At 40.6% G+C, this 16,665-nt stretch carries 17 protein-coding genes; 3 read left to right on the top strand and 14 right to left on the bottom strand.

The window, feature by feature from the left end; all coding sequences use genetic code 11:
• Positions 1–251: 251 nt before the first annotated feature.
• From uspE to ccoN, 10 genes are all read right to left on the bottom strand, one after another.
• Positions 252–1,193: a universal stress protein UspE gene (gene uspE, locus HC723_RS03910; protein WP_190338278.1), complete on the bottom strand. Its 942-nt coding sequence runs from the start codon at positions 1,191–1,193 to the stop codon at positions 252–254.
• A 205-nt stretch (positions 1,194–1,398) separates the two neighbouring features.
• Positions 1,399–2,145, bottom strand: coding sequence for an FNR family transcription factor (locus tag HC723_RS03915; RefSeq protein ID WP_153447132.1), 747 nt, complete (start codon positions 2,143–2,145; stop codon positions 1,399–1,401).
• A 139-nt stretch (positions 2,146–2,284) separates the two neighbouring features.
• The gene (locus tag HC723_RS03920; protein WP_153447133.1) at positions 2,285–2,956 is read right to left on the bottom strand and encodes a sulfite exporter TauE/SafE family protein; all 672 of its coding nucleotides are present in this window, start codon (positions 2,954–2,956) and stop codon (positions 2,285–2,287) included.
• On the bottom strand, positions 2,953–3,156 hold the full coding sequence (gene ccoS, locus HC723_RS03925) for a cbb3-type cytochrome oxidase assembly protein CcoS (protein WP_153447134.1): 204 nt from the start codon (positions 3,154–3,156) through the stop codon (positions 2,953–2,955). Before ccoS ends, HC723_RS03920 begins: the two co-directional genes overlap by 4 nt.
• Positions 3,156–5,591, bottom strand: a complete 2,436-nt coding sequence (locus HC723_RS03930; RefSeq protein WP_153447135.1) for a heavy metal translocating P-type ATPase — start codon at positions 5,589–5,591, stop codon at positions 3,156–3,158. The genes ccoS and HC723_RS03930 overlap by 1 nt, the downstream gene beginning before the upstream one ends.
• Positions 5,592–5,600: 9 nt before the next feature.
• Positions 5,601–6,080, bottom strand: coding sequence for a FixH family protein (locus tag HC723_RS03935; RefSeq protein ID WP_153447136.1), 480 nt, complete (start codon positions 6,078–6,080; stop codon positions 5,601–5,603).
• A gap of 55 nt (positions 6,081–6,135) precedes the next feature.
• Positions 6,136–7,161, bottom strand: coding sequence for a cytochrome-c oxidase, cbb3-type subunit III (gene ccoP, locus HC723_RS03940; RefSeq protein ID WP_190338279.1), 1,026 nt, complete (start codon positions 7,159–7,161; stop codon positions 6,136–6,138).
• Positions 7,161–7,340, bottom strand: coding sequence for a cbb3-type cytochrome oxidase subunit 3 (locus HC723_RS03945; protein ID WP_153447138.1), 180 nt, complete (start codon positions 7,338–7,340; stop codon positions 7,161–7,163). The genes ccoP and HC723_RS03945 overlap by 1 nt, the downstream gene beginning before the upstream one ends.
• A gap of 14 nt (positions 7,341–7,354) precedes the next feature.
• Positions 7,355–7,972 (bottom strand): cytochrome-c oxidase, cbb3-type subunit II, encoded by a 618-nt coding sequence (ccoO, locus tag HC723_RS03950; protein WP_153447139.1) that lies wholly within the window; start codon positions 7,970–7,972, stop codon positions 7,355–7,357.
• 12 nt (positions 7,973–7,984) lie between these two features.
• Positions 7,985–9,415 (bottom strand): cytochrome-c oxidase, cbb3-type subunit I, encoded by a 1,431-nt coding sequence (gene ccoN, locus HC723_RS03955; RefSeq protein ID WP_153447140.1) that lies wholly within the window; start codon positions 9,413–9,415, stop codon positions 7,985–7,987.
• 215 nt (positions 9,416–9,630) lie between these two features.
• On the opposite strand from ccoN, the gene HC723_RS03960 reads away from it, so the two are divergent.
• Complete coding sequence (locus tag HC723_RS03960; protein WP_153447141.1) at positions 9,631–10,050, top strand: hypothetical protein; 420 nt, start codon at positions 9,631–9,633, stop codon at positions 10,048–10,050.
• 448 nt (positions 10,051–10,498) lie between these two features.
• Here the strand turns inward: HC723_RS03960 and HC723_RS03965 are convergent, their stop codons facing one another.
• Both HC723_RS03965 and matP read right to left on the bottom strand, forming a co-directional pair.
• Complete coding sequence (locus HC723_RS03965) at positions 10,499–10,795, bottom strand: c-type cytochrome (protein ID WP_190338280.1); 297 nt, start codon at positions 10,793–10,795, stop codon at positions 10,499–10,501.
• A gap of 284 nt (positions 10,796–11,079) precedes the next feature.
• Positions 11,080–11,529 (bottom strand): macrodomain Ter protein MatP, encoded by a 450-nt coding sequence (gene matP, locus HC723_RS03970; protein WP_153447143.1) that lies wholly within the window; start codon positions 11,527–11,529, stop codon positions 11,080–11,082.
• Positions 11,530–11,864: 335 nt separating this feature from the next.
• Here matP and HC723_RS03975 point away from each other — a divergent pair, with 335 nt between their 5' ends.
• Both HC723_RS03975 and fabA read left to right on the top strand, forming a co-directional pair.
• Positions 11,865–13,538 (top strand): S16 family serine protease, encoded by a 1,674-nt coding sequence (locus HC723_RS03975; protein WP_190338281.1) that lies wholly within the window; start codon positions 11,865–11,867, stop codon positions 13,536–13,538.
• 64 nt (positions 13,539–13,602) lie between these two features.
• On the top strand, positions 13,603–14,127 hold the full coding sequence (gene fabA, locus HC723_RS03980) for a bifunctional 3-hydroxydecanoyl-ACP dehydratase/trans-2-decenoyl-ACP isomerase (RefSeq protein WP_153447145.1): 525 nt from the start codon (positions 13,603–13,605) through the stop codon (positions 14,125–14,127).
• Between the two features lie 127 nt (positions 14,128–14,254).
• Here fabA and rmf read toward each other — a convergent pair whose 3' ends face one another.
• Together rmf and HC723_RS03990 are read right to left on the bottom strand one after the other, a co-directional pair.
• Positions 14,255–14,428 (bottom strand): ribosome modulation factor, encoded by a 174-nt coding sequence (gene rmf / locus HC723_RS03985; RefSeq protein ID WP_153448162.1) that lies wholly within the window; start codon positions 14,426–14,428, stop codon positions 14,255–14,257.
• Between the two features lie 249 nt (positions 14,429–14,677).
• Positions 14,678–16,663: a DUF3466 family protein gene (locus tag HC723_RS03990; RefSeq protein ID WP_190338282.1), complete on the bottom strand. Its 1,986-nt coding sequence runs from the start codon at positions 16,661–16,663 to the stop codon at positions 14,678–14,680.
• Between the last annotated feature and the right edge of the window lie 2 nt (positions 16,664–16,665).

The following is a 16,665-nucleotide window of genomic DNA, read 5'->3' on the forward strand; positions in this document are numbered from 1 at the left end:
AACTTACTTAAATACTGTCAATGCAATCATTAGACACAATAATGAAGGCGGTATGATACCCACAAATAGCAAAAGAGCAATACAGACTGATTGCTCTTTTGTTTTTTTAGCTGCCTAACTTAGGGGCTGTTGATCTTTCGTGATTAAATTTTGTTCGAGATAAAAGCCTTTTAATCGAGGCAAGTCGATTGAAGCCTAGTTATTCTAAGTAAATGAGACTTAACGAAAGATCAACAGCCCCTAGTTAACCGTTAATTATTAGGATCAAGCGGGCTAATGTAACCATGAGGTTTTACCGCCAGAATATCGCAATTAATTTTATCAATCACATTCTCAGCAGTATTACCAATAAACACCGCCGATAACCCGGTTCGTCCCGTTGTCCCCAATATCACCAGACCCGCATCAACTTCTTTGGCAATCTTAGGGATCACATCCTCTGGCAAACCTTCTAACACCCGAGTATGTTCCTCATCGATGCCGTAATCTTGTCTTAATTTCTTCATCGCGGTCAAATGAAAACCACGCACTGCATCGGTATAAGAGGTAGGATCAAATTCTGGCAACTCAACCGTAATATTGGCAGGAGTGACAGGGTAAGAATTGGCTAAGTAAACCTCGGCTTTTAATGGTTTAGCAAATTTCTTCGCTTGCTCTGTCATATAATGATTAAGCGACACATGCGCTTCACTTTCTGAGCCGACATGCACAGAGGCAACAATACTGCCATTGGCTGGCCAATCATGATTTTTCACCAACAATACTGGGCATGGCGATTTACGCAATAAGTGCCAATCGGTTGGAGTGAAAAATACCGATTCTAAAGTGTCATGTTTTCGAGTCGCTTTTAATAATAGATCGTGATTACTGGCAAAGGCTTCGGCAATAATCGCTTCAAACGGTCGATGATGCCAAACCACTTTTACTTTGAACTTAACGCCTTTGGTTAAATAGGGCGCTGCCACTTTATTCATCCATTTTTCTCGTTGCTGGATCACGCCACGGCGCATTGCATCGCGTTCATCCGATGACAACATTGAGGTCATATCATAAGAAAAATCGTAAATAGATAAAAAGAATGTGATTGGCGGCGGAGTAGGAAGACCTTTCACAATTTGAAATGCGCGTGCCAATGCCGATTGCTCAGTATTGTTGATATCCGCCACAACTAAAATATTTTTATATTCATCCATAATAGCTCTCCCATAACAGCAATGTTTAGTTAGCCGAGTTAAAGTATTGATTAACCTTTATATTAACTGTAGCTGAAACTTGGTATTTTATTAAGTGTGGAGATCAATATTTTACAAACAAAAAGACCGAATAGTGTGACTATCCGGTCTTTTAAGTATTTGATTATTAAAAATAGCGGTTTGAATACGGTGACGGGGTAATGGGTTACTCGCTAACCACACCTGCTAATTTTTGCAGTTCATCATGATCATTAATAGTGATGTACTTACCTTTCACGGTGAGGATATCGCTTTTTTGAAAACGACCTAATAAACGACTGATGGTTTCAACCGTTAAACCAAGGTAATTACCAATATCACCACGAGTCATGGTAAGGCGGAACTCACGAGGAGAAAAGCCACGTTGGGAGAAACGCGTTGATAGGCTATACAGGAAAGCAGCTAAACGTTCTTCGGCATTTTTCTTAGAAAGCAGCAGGATCATATCCTGATCGCCTTTAATCTCATGGCTCATTAAGCGCATAATTTGTTGGCGTAATTTTGGCATTTTACCCGATAGATCGTCTAATGTTTCATACGGTATTTCACACACCATCGACGTTTCTAGTGCTTGAGCAAAGCTTGGGTGAGCATTTTTATTAATTGCATCAAAACCAATTAAATCCCCCGTAAGATGGAAGGCGGTAATTTGCTCATCACCTTGCTCGGTAATGGTGTAGCTTTTAATCGTGCCTGAACGAATCGCATATAATGACTTTAACTCATCGCCAGCTTTGAAAATTTCTTGACCTTTTTGAACCGGTTTTTTACGTTCAATGATCTCATCCAATTGGTCTAATTCGGAATCATTTAGAGTAAAAGGAATGCATAACTGACTGATACTACAATCTTGGCAGTGAATAGCACAACCGCCAGATTGGACACGTTTCGTTTTAGGATTATCTGAAATCATAAATTACCAAGCGTTATAATTGATATACATCAATATTTTAGCAGTTTATAAGCTTAAAGGATAGATGAAAGTGCTACGCGGTGACGTTTATAGCCAACAATATGATACTTTTTAATTGCTTATAGGGAAGTTTCAGCAACTATAATAATTTTGAAATAGATTGATGCAGTTGAAATGCGCCATAAGTGAGCAAAATAACCGCACCGACACGACGAACAATCAATAATCGCAACCAAGTTTGCAGCTTTCCTGTACTGATCCCAACCATAAACATGAAAGGCAATGTCCCTAATCCAAAGGCTAACATCACTAATGCCCCTTGTTTGGCGCTGCCTGCCGCTGCCGACCACGTCAACATTGAATAGACCATACCACAAGGCAACCAACCCCAGATAAAACCAAATGGGATGGCGTAGAGCGGGTGTTTAATAGGAAGGAGTTTGTTGCCTACTGGTGAGATATACTTCCAAATAGATTGGCCAGCACTTTCGATATAAGTTAGGCCTTGCCACCATTGCCCAATGTACAAAGCTAAACAAATCATAAAGACAGCAGAAACAATGCGCAACCAGACTAATGGGCTGTTAATACCAGAATACTGGGTTATGGTTGAAAAAGAACCACCAATGATAGCGCCAATCAAAGCATAACTGGCCACACGTCCTAGATTATAAAAAAGCGGGTTTAACCACGTCGACTTAACATTAGTTTGACCTAAGTTCATCAGGCCAGCGATGCCGCCGCACATTCCCATACAATGGCCAGCACCTAAAATACCAATTAAAAATGCGGCGATCCAATCTTGAGTCATTTTATGCTGTTATCCGAATCATTAGTGTTATGCGTTTTTTTCGTGCTAATGGTGTCTTCTGTATCATCATCAAATAAAATATTGTGCCCTTGACGATCAAGATCATCAAATTGGTCACTTTTGACTGCCCATATAAAAATCGCAACCGCTATGCACACAAATACGATGGCTATCGGAATTAATATATACAAGCTTTCCATTATTTTATTAACCTTAATGAGTTAGTCACCACGATGATTGAACTTAACGACATACCGACTACCGCAATATAAGGCGCAACTAAGCCCATCACCGCCAGCGGTAAGATCACCAAATTATAGCCTAACGCCCAAGCTAGATTTTGCCTGATAATCTTTCGGGTAAATAGGGCTAATTGCCTCGCTTCGAGAATTTTATTTAACTTATCACCTAATAACACCATATCTGCCGATGCTTTCGCCACATCCGAGCCTCCGCCCATTGCAACCGACAAATGCGCACCCGCTAAAGTAGGCGCATCATTAATGCCATCGCCAATCATCAATGTGACTTGGTTTTTATTCAGCCTGTTTAAATAGGCTAACTTATCTTCCGGTTTAGCTTGGCAAACGTAATCTTTGATCCCAAGAGAATTGGCAGTTTTTTGAGTGCTCGATTGCGTATCTCCGGTCAAAATAGTGATGTCGATACCAGTATCTTGGATTGCTTTAATAAAATCTGGCGTTTCGGGGCGAATAGGGTCGTTGTACTCAAACCTGGCCATCAATTGCCCATTCGATGACAAGTAAATCGTTGGCGCTTGATGCGTAAGCGCGGTTTGATCTTCATTCAAAAGGGATGGTTCAAAGGGCGAATGATTATGATCTTGCGCAAAACTGAGGTTGCCAATACGCCATTGTTCTCCTTGATATTGCCCAGATAAACCCGAACCAATCACATTGTTGACTTCAGTAAAGGCAATCTCGCTATCTTTATACTCATTAAAGGCATGAGCAATAGGATGATTAGCAAATTGCTCTAAACTTGCCGCAATGGCTAAGCAATCTGCTTCTGTCAGATTTTGCTGCAACGCGAATGGTGTTAAGGTCACTTTATTAATATGGATATCACCCGCAGTAAGTGTGCCTGTTTTATCGACTACGATATGATTGACCTTACACAAGGTTTCAAATACATGCCCTTTACGCAATAAAATCCCAAGGCTACTTAAGCGAGAGGTAGCGCAAGTCACCGCCGTTGGTGTCGCTAAAGAAAGGGCGCAAGGACAGGTTGCCACTAAAACCGATAACATGATCCAAAAAGCAGATTCAGGTTGGTATTGGTGCCAATAAAGCCAAGTAAATAGGGCAATAAGTAAGATCACGGCAACAAAGTACTTCGCCACATGATCGGCCACTTCGGCTATTTTGGGCTTAGAGAATTCCGCTTCATCTTGCAAACGAACAATATTCGAGATCACTGAATCGGCTTTATGACAGGTCACTTCGAGATCAAAGGCCTCATCAACATTGATGGTTCCAGCAAACACGAAATCTCCAAGCTGTTTTAATACCGGAATCGATTCACCGGTTAACATCGATTCATCAACTTGTGTGATTGAACGAGTCACTTTCCCATCGGCTGGAATATGCTCTCCCGGCAGCACCCGCACACAATCGCCAATTTGTAAGCTTCTGACCGGTATTTGTGTGCCATCAATCTTGCGCGCCATCGCAGGAATTAATTTTAATAAGTTAGCACTAGCCGTTGCCGCTTTACGCCGTGCTCGCATTTCGAGAAAGCGCCCAATCAGTAAGAAAAAAGTAAACATAGAGATAGATTCAAAGAAGACTTCACCTTTGCCGGCCACGGTTGCCCATACACTGGCGAAATAGGCAAAGATCAATGCAATCGAAACTGGGACATCCATACCTAAAGTACGCGCTTTTAAACTGCGCCAAGCATTGGTATAAAAAGGCTGGGCAGAATACAGTAAAACGGGAGTGGCAAAGATTAAACTCACATAGCGTAAATATTGCTTAAATTCATTATCCAGATCAGAAAATACTTCAAAATATAAAGCAACTGCCAGCATCATCACTTGCATAGTGGCTAAACCTGCGACGCCTAAGCGATACAAGTATTGCTTCATCATTTGGTGATAGTTTTCTTCTTGTTTATTGGGTTCAAAGGGGGCTGCTTTATAACCTAATTGATGGATGGATTTAAGTAATTCGCTGAGTTTGGTTTGAGTATCATCCCAGCATAAAATGGCGCGACTGGTGGTAATATTGACTCGAATTTGAATAACACCAACCGCTGAACTTAATTGCTTTTCAATTAACCAAGCACAAGCAGCACAAGATACGCCCTCCAGTGACAGCGTCACCTCTGCAGTGTTTGCACTGTGCCGAACAAACTCACTTTGTACTTCTTTATTATCGTAATGAATCAGCTCTTTAAGTTGTTCAGGAACAAGATCGGCTTTTTCGGCAGGCGCGGTGCGGTATTGATAATAAGAGACTAATCCACTGTCTAAGATAGTCTGGGCCACCGATTGGCAGCCTGGACAACACATTTCTCGAGACTGGCCGAGAATTTCAACGTTAAAGCTGGCTTTATCTGGTACTACATCACCGCAGTGATAGCACGCTTGTATCGTCGGTGCTTGTGTCATTCATGTTCCTTAATTCAGTAATACTGTCGGAGACTCTGAAGGAAAGGTCACTTTGCCTTGAATTAACCATTCTTTATCATAGGGCTCAAGTTTAATAAACCAAGGGCCTTGAATTGGATCGGTTAAGTTTAATCGGTAATGTCCCTTAGCATCTGAGGTGATAGTGCGTACAAAATCACGATCAGGCAAGGTTCGGTGAGTAAAACTAACATTTAAAGCAGGGTATAAATCTAAGTTGCCTTTTTTAAAGTTAAATTCAACGCCAGTTGCTGTTGATTTAACAGATGCTTCTAGTTTGAAGGCCTTAGCCACATGGATTTTAGATAGGTCAACATTAATGCCTTTGCCTTCTTTATAATAATTTTCTGACACTAAATCTACGCTATTTTTCGTAAATATACCTAAGGTAACAAAACTGCCAATTACGGCGCACATTGGGAGACATAAAAGAAACCACGGCCAAAATTGTTTATACCAAGGTGTTTGCATAATACACTCTCTGATGAAAGAAACAGCCCCAGAACGGGGCTGCTAAACTACAGGTTTATTTATCGGCTTCAACCGCTTGCGATGTTTGATCTGCTTGTTGCTGATCTGGCTGAGTATTGCTTAAGCTCCAGACATAAGCGGCAACAAGTTGCACTTTATCGGCACCTAAAATATTATCCCAAGCCGGCATCACGCCTTGTCGCCCAAAGGTCACGCTTTCGGTAATATCCGCGCGAGAGTCACCAAATAGCCAATTTTTATCGGTTAAATCTGGCGCGCCAAATGCCGGATTACCTTTACCATCGGTACCATGACATGCGATACAAGATGCAAATTTAATCTTACCAGCAGCCGCTTCACGAGCATTCACTTTACGGCCAGACATGCTTAACACATAACTCACCACGTCGTGCGTGCCTTCTTTACCTAATAACTCGCCCCAAGCAGGCATTTCACCATGACGACCTTGCTTAATAGTGGTGAGGATCGCTTCAGGCTCGCCACCATACAACCAAGCATTATCCGTCAAATTAGGGAAACCTTTTTGACCGCGTGCATCCGAACCATGACACTGTGAACAGTTTTGTAAAAACAAATTCTGTCCCACTTTTAATGCCGCAGGATCAGAAGCAATTTCAGGAATAGGACGATAATCCGTTCCTGCGTCGTTATAAGCTAAGCGTTTAAATGATTCGCCATAAAATTTATCGGCGACATCTAACTCTTTAGCATATTGATCTAATTGCTTGTTATCTTGTGCGTTTTTAACCGCTGCATTCAACTGCGTCACATTTGTCACGAGCTGCGGTGAGCTTGTCCAGCCAAGTAAACCAGGAAAGTTGCCTAAGCCAGGAAACAAAGCTAAGTAAACAGCAGAGAAAGCAAAGGTTGAGAAGAACAGATAAGTCCACCATTTTGGTAGTGGATTGTTAAGTTCACGAATACCATCGTATTCATGCCCCATATCTGCGCCTTCTTCAACGCCCATTTTGTCTTTTAAACACCAGATCAAAATCGCCGCAATACCAAAAATGGTTCCTAAGGTAATGACGGTGATCCAGACACTCCAGAATGTAGACATTACTGGACTCCTCCCTGTTTTTTATTCTCTTGTGAAGACGGCTCATCATCAAAAATCGAGTTAGCCGCTTCATCAAAGCGAGATTGGCGCTTTTTACTACCGTAAGCCCACCAAACAACACCTAAAAAGCTAAAGAAAATAACAAGCGTCCAAATACTATGAATGGTAATAATATCCATATAATTATTGCTCCTTATTTCATTGCATGGCCAAGCGATTGTAGGTAAGCAATAAGAGCATCGAGCTCCGTTTTACCTTCCACATCTTTCTTGGCATTAGCAATATCTTCATCACTGTATGGCACACCAAATGAGTCACGGAAAAGACGTAATTTCTTCTCTGTTAGCTCACCGGTAAGTTCGTTTTCAGCCAACCACGGATAGCCTGGCATAATTGACTCAGGTACCACTTCTCGTGGGTCAATCAAGTGGACTCGATGCCATTCATCAGAATAACGACCACCCACACGTGCCAGATCAGGTCCAGTACGTTTAGAACCCCACAAAAATGGATGCTCCCATACCGACTCGCCTGCAACAGAGTAGTGACCATAACGTTCCGTCTCTGCTCGGAATGGACGGATCATCTGACTATGACAAACGTGACAACCTTCTTTTATGTAGATATCACGACCTTCCATCTGCAATGCAGTATAAGGTTTCAAATCATCAACAGGTTCAGTGGTTTGTTTTTGGAACATTAGCGGGGTAATTTCCACTAATGCACCTAAACTAATGCCAAAAGCCATTAAAATTGCCAGTAAACCGACATTTTTCTCGACTATTGAATGGCGATTCTTATTAGAACTCATACTCTAGTCTCCTTATAAGGCCGGTTGTGGAATAGCTTTTAAACTATTTGCTGGTGAGCTAATGGTTTTATAAGTGTTGTACGCCATAAGCAGCATACCTGACACAATAATGACACCACCAATAAAGCGAACTAAGTAGAACGGATGAGAAGCTTCAACAGTTTCAACAAAGCTGTAGGTTAATGTTCCGTCGGCATTGACCGCACGCCACATCAAACCTTGCATAACACCAGAAATCCACATCGCAACGATATACAAAACCGTACCAATAGTGGCAAGCCAGAAGTGCACGTTGATCAACTTAATTGAATACATACGTTCTTGACCAAACAGTTTTGGAATTAAGTGATAAAGCGAACCCACAGTGACCATCGCAACCCAGCCTAAAGCGCCAGAGTGTACGTGACCGATAGTCCAGTCAGTATAGTGCGAAAGGGCGTTGACGGTTTTAATTGCCATCATTGGGCCTTCAAAAGTAGACATACCATAGAAAGACAAAGACACAATTAAGAAACGCAATATTGGATCATAACGCAATTTATGCCATGCACCTGATAGCGTCATAATACCGTTGATCATACCGCCCCAGGATGGCACAAATAAAATCACCGACATCACCATACCAATAGACTGAGTCCAGTCAGGCAGTGCAGTATAATGAAGATGGTGAGGACCCGCCCATATATAAAGAGAGATCAATCCCCAGAAATGGACAATCGATAAGCGATACGAGTAAACCGGACGTTCAGCTTGCTTAGGCACAAAGTAATACATCATCCCCAAGAAACCGGCGGTTAATAAGAAGCCTACCGCATTATGTCCATACCACCATTGCACCATGGCATCGACAGCGCCGGAGTAGATCGAATAGGATTTCCCCATCGAAACCGGAATTGCCATGCTGTTCACTATGTGTAAAACGGCAACGGTTAAAATAAACCCGCCAAAGAACCAGTTAGCCACATAAATATGCGACGTCGTTCGTTTGACCAAGGTGCCAAAAAAGACAATGGCGTAAGATACCCACACAATTGCAATGGCCACATCAATTGGCCATTCTAATTCTGCGTATTCTTTACTGGTTGTATAACCCAAAGGTAGAGAGATGACTGCGGCTAAAATAATTAACTGCCATCCCCAGAAAGTGAAGGGTACTAACAATCCACCAAAGAGGCGGGTTTTACATGTTCTTTGCACAACATAATAAGAAGATGCGAATAGGGCACTGGTACCAAACGCAAATATAACTGCATTTGTATGCAGTGGACGTAAACGGCTGTACGTCAACCACGGCGTATCAAAGTTAAGCTGTGGCCAAACTAATTGAGCGGCTATTAAAACACCAACGCTCATCCCTACAATTCCCCAAAGTATGGTTACTAAGGCAAACTGACGGACAACCGTGTAGTTATAATTATGCTCAAGCTGATTTTCTTGGCTCATCTTGAATGCTTCCAATCTTATAATTAACTACATAGCATCAACACTAAAATAGTGTTGTAATGTCACCCAAACCTTAGTTATCAGTTAAAACACCAACTGTTAACAATGATTTTAAATAAAAGCAACATTTTCATCACCACTATACCCGAGTTACCAATAGGTTAACCATACTTCTTACTAAAAGTTTGAAGTGAGTTACATAGGAATTTATATCAATGGCAGCAGAAAAATTAACCAAGGCAAGACTTGTACAAATATTCATCATAATGATTGTTTTATTAACAGCTTTCTTTTGGCGTAGCTATCAGCATGAAGTAAAAGAAGAAACTCGCTTTGAATGCCACCTTAATACACCTTGTAGTTTGCAACTCGATAATACAAAACTTGATATCACATTCAGTGAGTTTTCACCGTCTCAGATTATGATTTCATTAAACTCAGCTCAAGAAAGCAAGCAAAGCCTTAAAACAGTATCAATTGAATCCAAGCAACTTAAGCTTAACAAAATGGATTTAAAATTACGCGATTGGATAATCACCACAACATTAGCGAAGAAATCTCAATGGGACGTCATGCTACCAAATGGACAATCTGCGCAAATCAAACTGTCTACCGATGAAAGCAAAGAGAATTAAAGGCTAAATAGGTTAGAGAAAAAGGCATCAAAAAAGCCACGACAAATCTCGTGGCTTTTTGGTGTTCTAAATTGAAGTGGTAAAGTAGTGCTTAGACGACGTAAAGAATTGATGCCTGATTGCTTAGTGAGATTAATTAGAAGGACAAACACAAGTTACAATACAAAGCCAATATAAAGACAATTAGCGCCATAGTTAGTTACATTTCATGTAAAGTTCAATCCTATTTAACATAAGATACATAATGCGCACTTTGCGCTTAAGTCTAGGGGAGACATCAAGCTTGAAGCAACAACGGATCTTACTCTCAATCTTACTAATCAAGAATATGTCTAACTATAGCGTCCGGAGTTTTCTCTGTTATCACATCTTTATTGACACATCCACATCGTTATTGAGTTTTCATAAGCATACTGATACTAGCTTAGCGTTCGTTTTTTAGAGCGCTTTATTTTAGACTTTGATAATACGCCGCCACATTTTCGATATCTTCATCGGTTAACATGCTTGCCATTGGTTTCATTACAGGATCAACTCGAGCACCTGATTTAAATGCTTTTAATTGTTTTGCTAAATAAGCCGCATTTTGTCCCTTTATATTTGGGTATGTTGGGATTGTGGCTATGCCATCTGCGCCATGACATGATGCGCATACTGTCGTTTTTGCTTTACCGGCTGCAATATCAGCAGCAAATACCGGCGTACTAATCAATGCTGCTAAGATAACCAAAGAAAGATTTTTCATAACCGTAACTCCAAAAGAATTGAGAAAAATAAGTGATGATGAGATGGCCTGCCCAATCATCGCTTGCCAAAGTATTTATCAAAAAAGTTTGCGCTATAGATAATGCCGCACGACAAGTGCAAACAACAATGTATACAATCTAGTCTAAAAATGAAGGAAATGAAAAATTTATCGCCAAAAATGTTGTATCCATCAAAAAACAGCATGCAAAATACCCCTGTTGAGGTAGTTTAAAGCGGCTAAGACACAGTTAAAAACGTCATTACCGTGAAAACGTATAGACGTTAAAAGTCTAATAATTTGCTTAAATCTGCTTTGATACTCGATACTTTTTTATTGGCTGTTTCACTACGCGATGCTTCAGATACCAAGTATTCAATCGCATCTGATAAAGTGCACCCCAGCTCTTGAGCTCGTTCCGATAGCTTTTCCCATACCGCATAATCAAGATCGATCGATTTCTTCTTAGTATGCGTATGCTCAGCATTAAAATGGCGTTTTCGTTTGGCTCGGATCGCTTGTTTCATCTTGTTATGCAATTCTGGATTCATATGTTCATTAATCCAATCAATTACTTGTGTCGGTTGATGTTCAAGCTTTTTTAAACCATCAACGGCTGCCGCTGATTCACTGCTATCTTGATAGCGAGTAATTAACTCCCCATCCTTCCATTTTCGCACCAAGTATTGCCATTTCCAGCCACATTCTAAATTTTCTAATTGTTGATATTTCACATTATGATCCTTCTGGTGTATCAAACCTCATCATCTATAGTGACAGCGTAACCATTCTAGTATTTTTTCTCAATGCTTGTGTTCACATAATGGTATGTTTTAAAATGATTATTGCTCTAATCGTCTTAGTTGTCTTTTTTAACATGAAAGAGCCACTTTATTGACGCCGTTAACTTGTCGCTTAATGGCAAGCTTCATAACTTTAACTATATGTTAGGGTTAATTGGTTTGATTTTCTATTTAAATGCAGACAATTACGATACAAACCGCTATTAGGTCAGAACGTTTTTCTATATACTTCCTACCTTTAACCGACTTATTGAACTCAAATACGAATGATAAAAGAGCCTTGGCAATCTGCAATACCTAACTTTTCTGAATATGAAGATACTCTTTGTTTATCTTCTCATGATGCTGTCAGTTTTTTAACCGTCCAACCTAGATTAAAAGCAGCATTTAACCAATTTGAACAGTTAAATGGCTTTACCCGTTTCTTACTGATTAACTCGCCCGATAATCTAGTCTATCGACAATACATCCAAGACTCGCTTATCGAGTTACAAAACGACGGTCATATTAATAAAAGCGCCGCTATCGTTTGTTCAGAAAGTATTGAACCTGAAGTGTTATTTGGTCAATATCAAGTCATCGATGGGAAAAACACTCAGCAATCTGCCGGTTTATTGCAGCAAGCAAACCATGGTTATTTGATTATTTCGTCGAACTTAATCTTAGCGAACCCTAGAATTTGGCCAATACTAAAAGCGGCGGTACTGGGCTACCCGTGCTCACCAATCTCATCCGATCCAAGACAAATACTCAATCAAGAGCCAAGCCAAACCTATGATATTAAGTTAGTGATTGTAGGCGACCGGATGCAACTTGGCGATCTCGACATGTTTGATGCTGATATTCGCACCCAATTGTGCCTTTTTGCTGAAATTGAAGAAGATTTCAAACTAGAACCTGATTCATTCGCGACTTATCTTTCTTATGTCACCGGCCTTGCTATGTCCTCAAATCTGCCTTTACCAGCAGATAGTTTAGCGTGGAAAGAGTTATTAAATGAAGCGGCAAGACAAACCGAAGATCAACAACGTATGCCTTTATGTCCAATTTGGATAAAAGGTATGCTGGCCTCAGCCGCAATTGAATCGAAGCAAGCCCCGATTGAAGCAATACATATTCAACAAGCCATCGAGAACAAGGCGTATCGTCAATCTTATCTGCCACAACGTGCACTCGATGATATTTTAGATGGGCAAGTGATCATCGAAACGCAAGGTCAACGTATTGGGCAAGTTAATGGTTTAACCGTGATTGAAATCCCTGGTCACCCTGTCACGTATGGGGAACCAGCTCGTATAACCTGTGTGATCCATTTTGGCGATGGTGATATTGCCGATGTTGAACGTAAAGCTGAGCTTGGTGGCAATTTACACGCTAAGGGAATGATGATTATGCAAGCCTTCTTAGGCAGTGCATTGGATCTTGAAGAAGCCCTGCCATTTGCCGCTTCGATTGTATTTGAACAATCTTACAGCGAAGTTGATGGCGACAGCGCCTCATTAGCTGAGCTTTGTTCACTGGTTAGTGCCCTTTCTGAATACCCGATTAACCAACAAATTGCCGTTACAGGTGCGGTCGATCAATTTGGCCGTGTTCAAGCCGTTGGTGGCTTAAATGAAAAGATTGAAGGCTTTTTCCATATCTGTCAGCATCAAGGATTCACGGGTCACCAAGGTGTGGTTTTACCCAAAACTAATCTAAAACATCTTTCATTACATAAAGATGTAGTACAGGCGATAAAAAATGAACAATTTCACCTTTGGTCGGTCGAATCGGTAGATGAAGCACTGCCGCTTATATTTGGTAAAGCTTTCCGCGGTGATGAGGATGAAGACACAATACTCAATAAAATATCTGAGCGGATTGAAAACTTCGATAAACCAGATCACTTACCGCGAGGTTTTTTGAATAAGATCAAAAACATTATCGGTATTGACTGATCAGACTTGTTTAGCTTACACGCGTTCGCTAAGATACACAGACTATTTCTGGAGTAATTTAATAATGCAAAACAAACGTAACTCATATACTCGTGAAGATCTATTAGCTTCTAGCCAAGGTGAATTGTTCGGCCCTACTGGTCCACAGCTTCCTGCACCTAATATGTTAATGATGGATCGTATTGCTACCATCACCGATGAAGCCGATTCTGGTGACTTCGGCAAAGGATTGATTATCGCTGAACTCGATATCACTCCAGATTTATGGTTCTTTGACTGTCACTTCCCTGGCGACCCAGTAATGCCAGGTTGCCTTGGTTTAGATGCTATGTGGCAATTAGTTGGATTCTTCCTCGGTTGGGTTGGCGGTGAAGGTAAAGGCCGAGCACTCGGTGTAGGTGAAGTAAAATTTACCGGTCAAATTCTTCCAACCGCTAAGAAAGTCACCTATGAGATCCATATGAAACGTGTGGTTAACCGCCGTTTAGTCATGGGCCTTGCTGATGGTCGTGTCTTGGTTGACGGTAAAGAGATTTATGTCGCCAAAGATTTGAAAGTGGGTTTGTTCCAAGATACTTCTGCTTTCTAAATAGCATTTAATGTGAATAAGTCAGCGTTTAGCGCTGATTTATTTTCAGTAACTCATTTAGTTATAGTGCATTAAGGCTGGTAATAAAAGCACCATCGAATATGACAATGATGCCTTTTGAATTGAATTATTTAATCATACCAGATTGTTTATCATCGCGAGCATCTCGCCAACCACCTAACCAGTTAGATTTGGCATCCATTTGTTGGTATGGACAGTCATCCATCGATCGTCCGTTTACACCTGCTTTGTATCCTTGAGATTGCGCTCTTTCTAAACGATCGCGTTTCTGTCTCTTCATCATAGTATCTTCCTCATACATTAGTTTAATAAACAACTATTGTCAGTCATACCAATCAATACCTTCAATTCATTCCTTGTTAGTCAGATAATTGACACTCGACTTGATCAGTAACAGAACGACTGTATATCCCCAAATATTTGGGGTCTATTAATCATCGTCTAGTTTCTCTATTTTCTCAAGACGAAAAAAAACCGACCAATCAATCTGTGATGGGCCGGTAATTTTGACAAAGTTTAACCAATTAAATTAACGCTTAATGGAACTTTTACGTCTAAAGCCAATAAAACCTAATAGCATAAGAGCCCAAACACCTAAACTGCCAGCTCTTTTAGTGTCGGTTTTTTCACCACCACGAGTTGTAATATCTTTGCTGGTTGCACCAGGAATTGGTACCAACTTAACCGCCACTAAGCTTTCAGCGCCTGACTTACCATTTTGACAATATGAATTATGGGTCAAATTATCATACCCACCATCACATTTATAGGCTGTAGCTGAAATAACTCCATCATCGTTAATACCGGTAGCATTAATAATACGGTATTGGTTATTTACATTATCTCCAGATTGTATTCCATCGTTGGTTAAGTTATCTAACCACCAGGCTTTGTTATCGAATATTTTCATTCGATCATCGTTGCTGTTAGTCAAATTCAATGGGTCGATAAAACCACGGCGGCGACGAGATTTACCATCGACTTCACGATCCTTCTCAGCGTCAATTGAACCAACCACTTCATTGAAGTTATTGATTGCGTTAGCTTCACCACCTGCACCTTTAAAGAAAATATCACCGCTTAAATAGACTGCACTAGGCTCTGTACTTGCCGATCCAGTCGCGGCATCGACATAAAATAGACGGTTATTAGCGGCACCATTTTCAGGGGAATTACCAAAACGCTTAGTTTCACCAATAGCAATAAGGTTACGGTTTATCGCTTTAACTAAGCTATTACTGTAAATATAATCGTCACCATCATCAATTTTAGTATTCTTGATAAAAACAGGTATCCAAGCATTATCACTGACACCCGTATTATCAAAATCAGAGTTAGGATAAAATATCGCTGCTTGCATATAGTATCGGTCATCATCTTTCCATGTATCAAACCCTGCTAATACCGGTTTACCTTTATATTTGGTGATTGCGGACACTGCTCCCGATCGAGCACTGGCTTGGGCAGCGTAATCATCATCACTGTTTGCATCCTTCGCCTCTTTCCAATTGGCTACAGTATTTGTAACCTGAAGTTCATCAGGCTTGGGCTTTGTTGGATCTATCAAATCCGTTACATCCCATAAAGCTGCTTTAGTCGCAAATGCAAAGTTCTGACAATCTGCTATTGCTGCAGGATCGGATTCACTGGTGCATTTACTCAGATCACCATAATAGTTTTTATCATCATCCCCATTATCAAATGGAGCAACCGCCGATGATCCGACAACATAGGTTTTAGTATCACCACTGTTATCAGTATAAGAAAATGAACCATAGGCAAAGGTACGGCCCATTTTAGTCACTATCTGATTACTACTTGTGTCTAAAGGTAACGATGCCGGTGGCGCTAAAAACGTTGAGTCATAAAAGCCACGCTGGCGAAATGCTAACCCATAATTACCATCAACATTATAATAACCACTACTTGCAATACCTATTGGATTAGTCACATCTAAATTGGTTATTACTGCATTTTGAGTATCCGGGATAAAGTTTCCATTACCAGGGTGATAACTAGATTGTGTTGGAATACTCACACTACCTGTAGAATCAAATGCCGTTGCATTGCTTTTATAATTTTTATTATAAAATGCATCACGTTCTCGTTCTAATCCACCATCAGTATCGCCATCACCGCCATACCATTGATCATCAGCCCACACATCACAAGTGTTATAACCCAGCTGATCGTAACAATAACGTTCCAAGTCATCTTTATTTACAATAGTAAAGCGATTGTCGTAATTAAACGGGACTTCGTCCGAATACGAGATACCATCAGTACCATTACGAGTATCTCCGGCTAATACATAATCGGCACAAGACGCATCAGATTCAAAACAACCTTTACTTGTCGTATCTGTGATCTCTTTTGATTCAATCGCACTACCGTAATATTGATTCTCGGTAGTAGATGGTGTCACTTCAACGACGTTATAAATCGCAGCAGATGCAGTTTGTGCTGCCAGTAATGAGGCAGCAATGAGAGTTAATTTAAATGTTGAATTTGACATTA

This window comes from Vibrio sp. S11_S32 (assembly GCF_014694465.1).
Lineage (GTDB): Bacteria > Pseudomonadota > Gammaproteobacteria > Enterobacterales > Vibrionaceae > Vibrio > Vibrio algicola.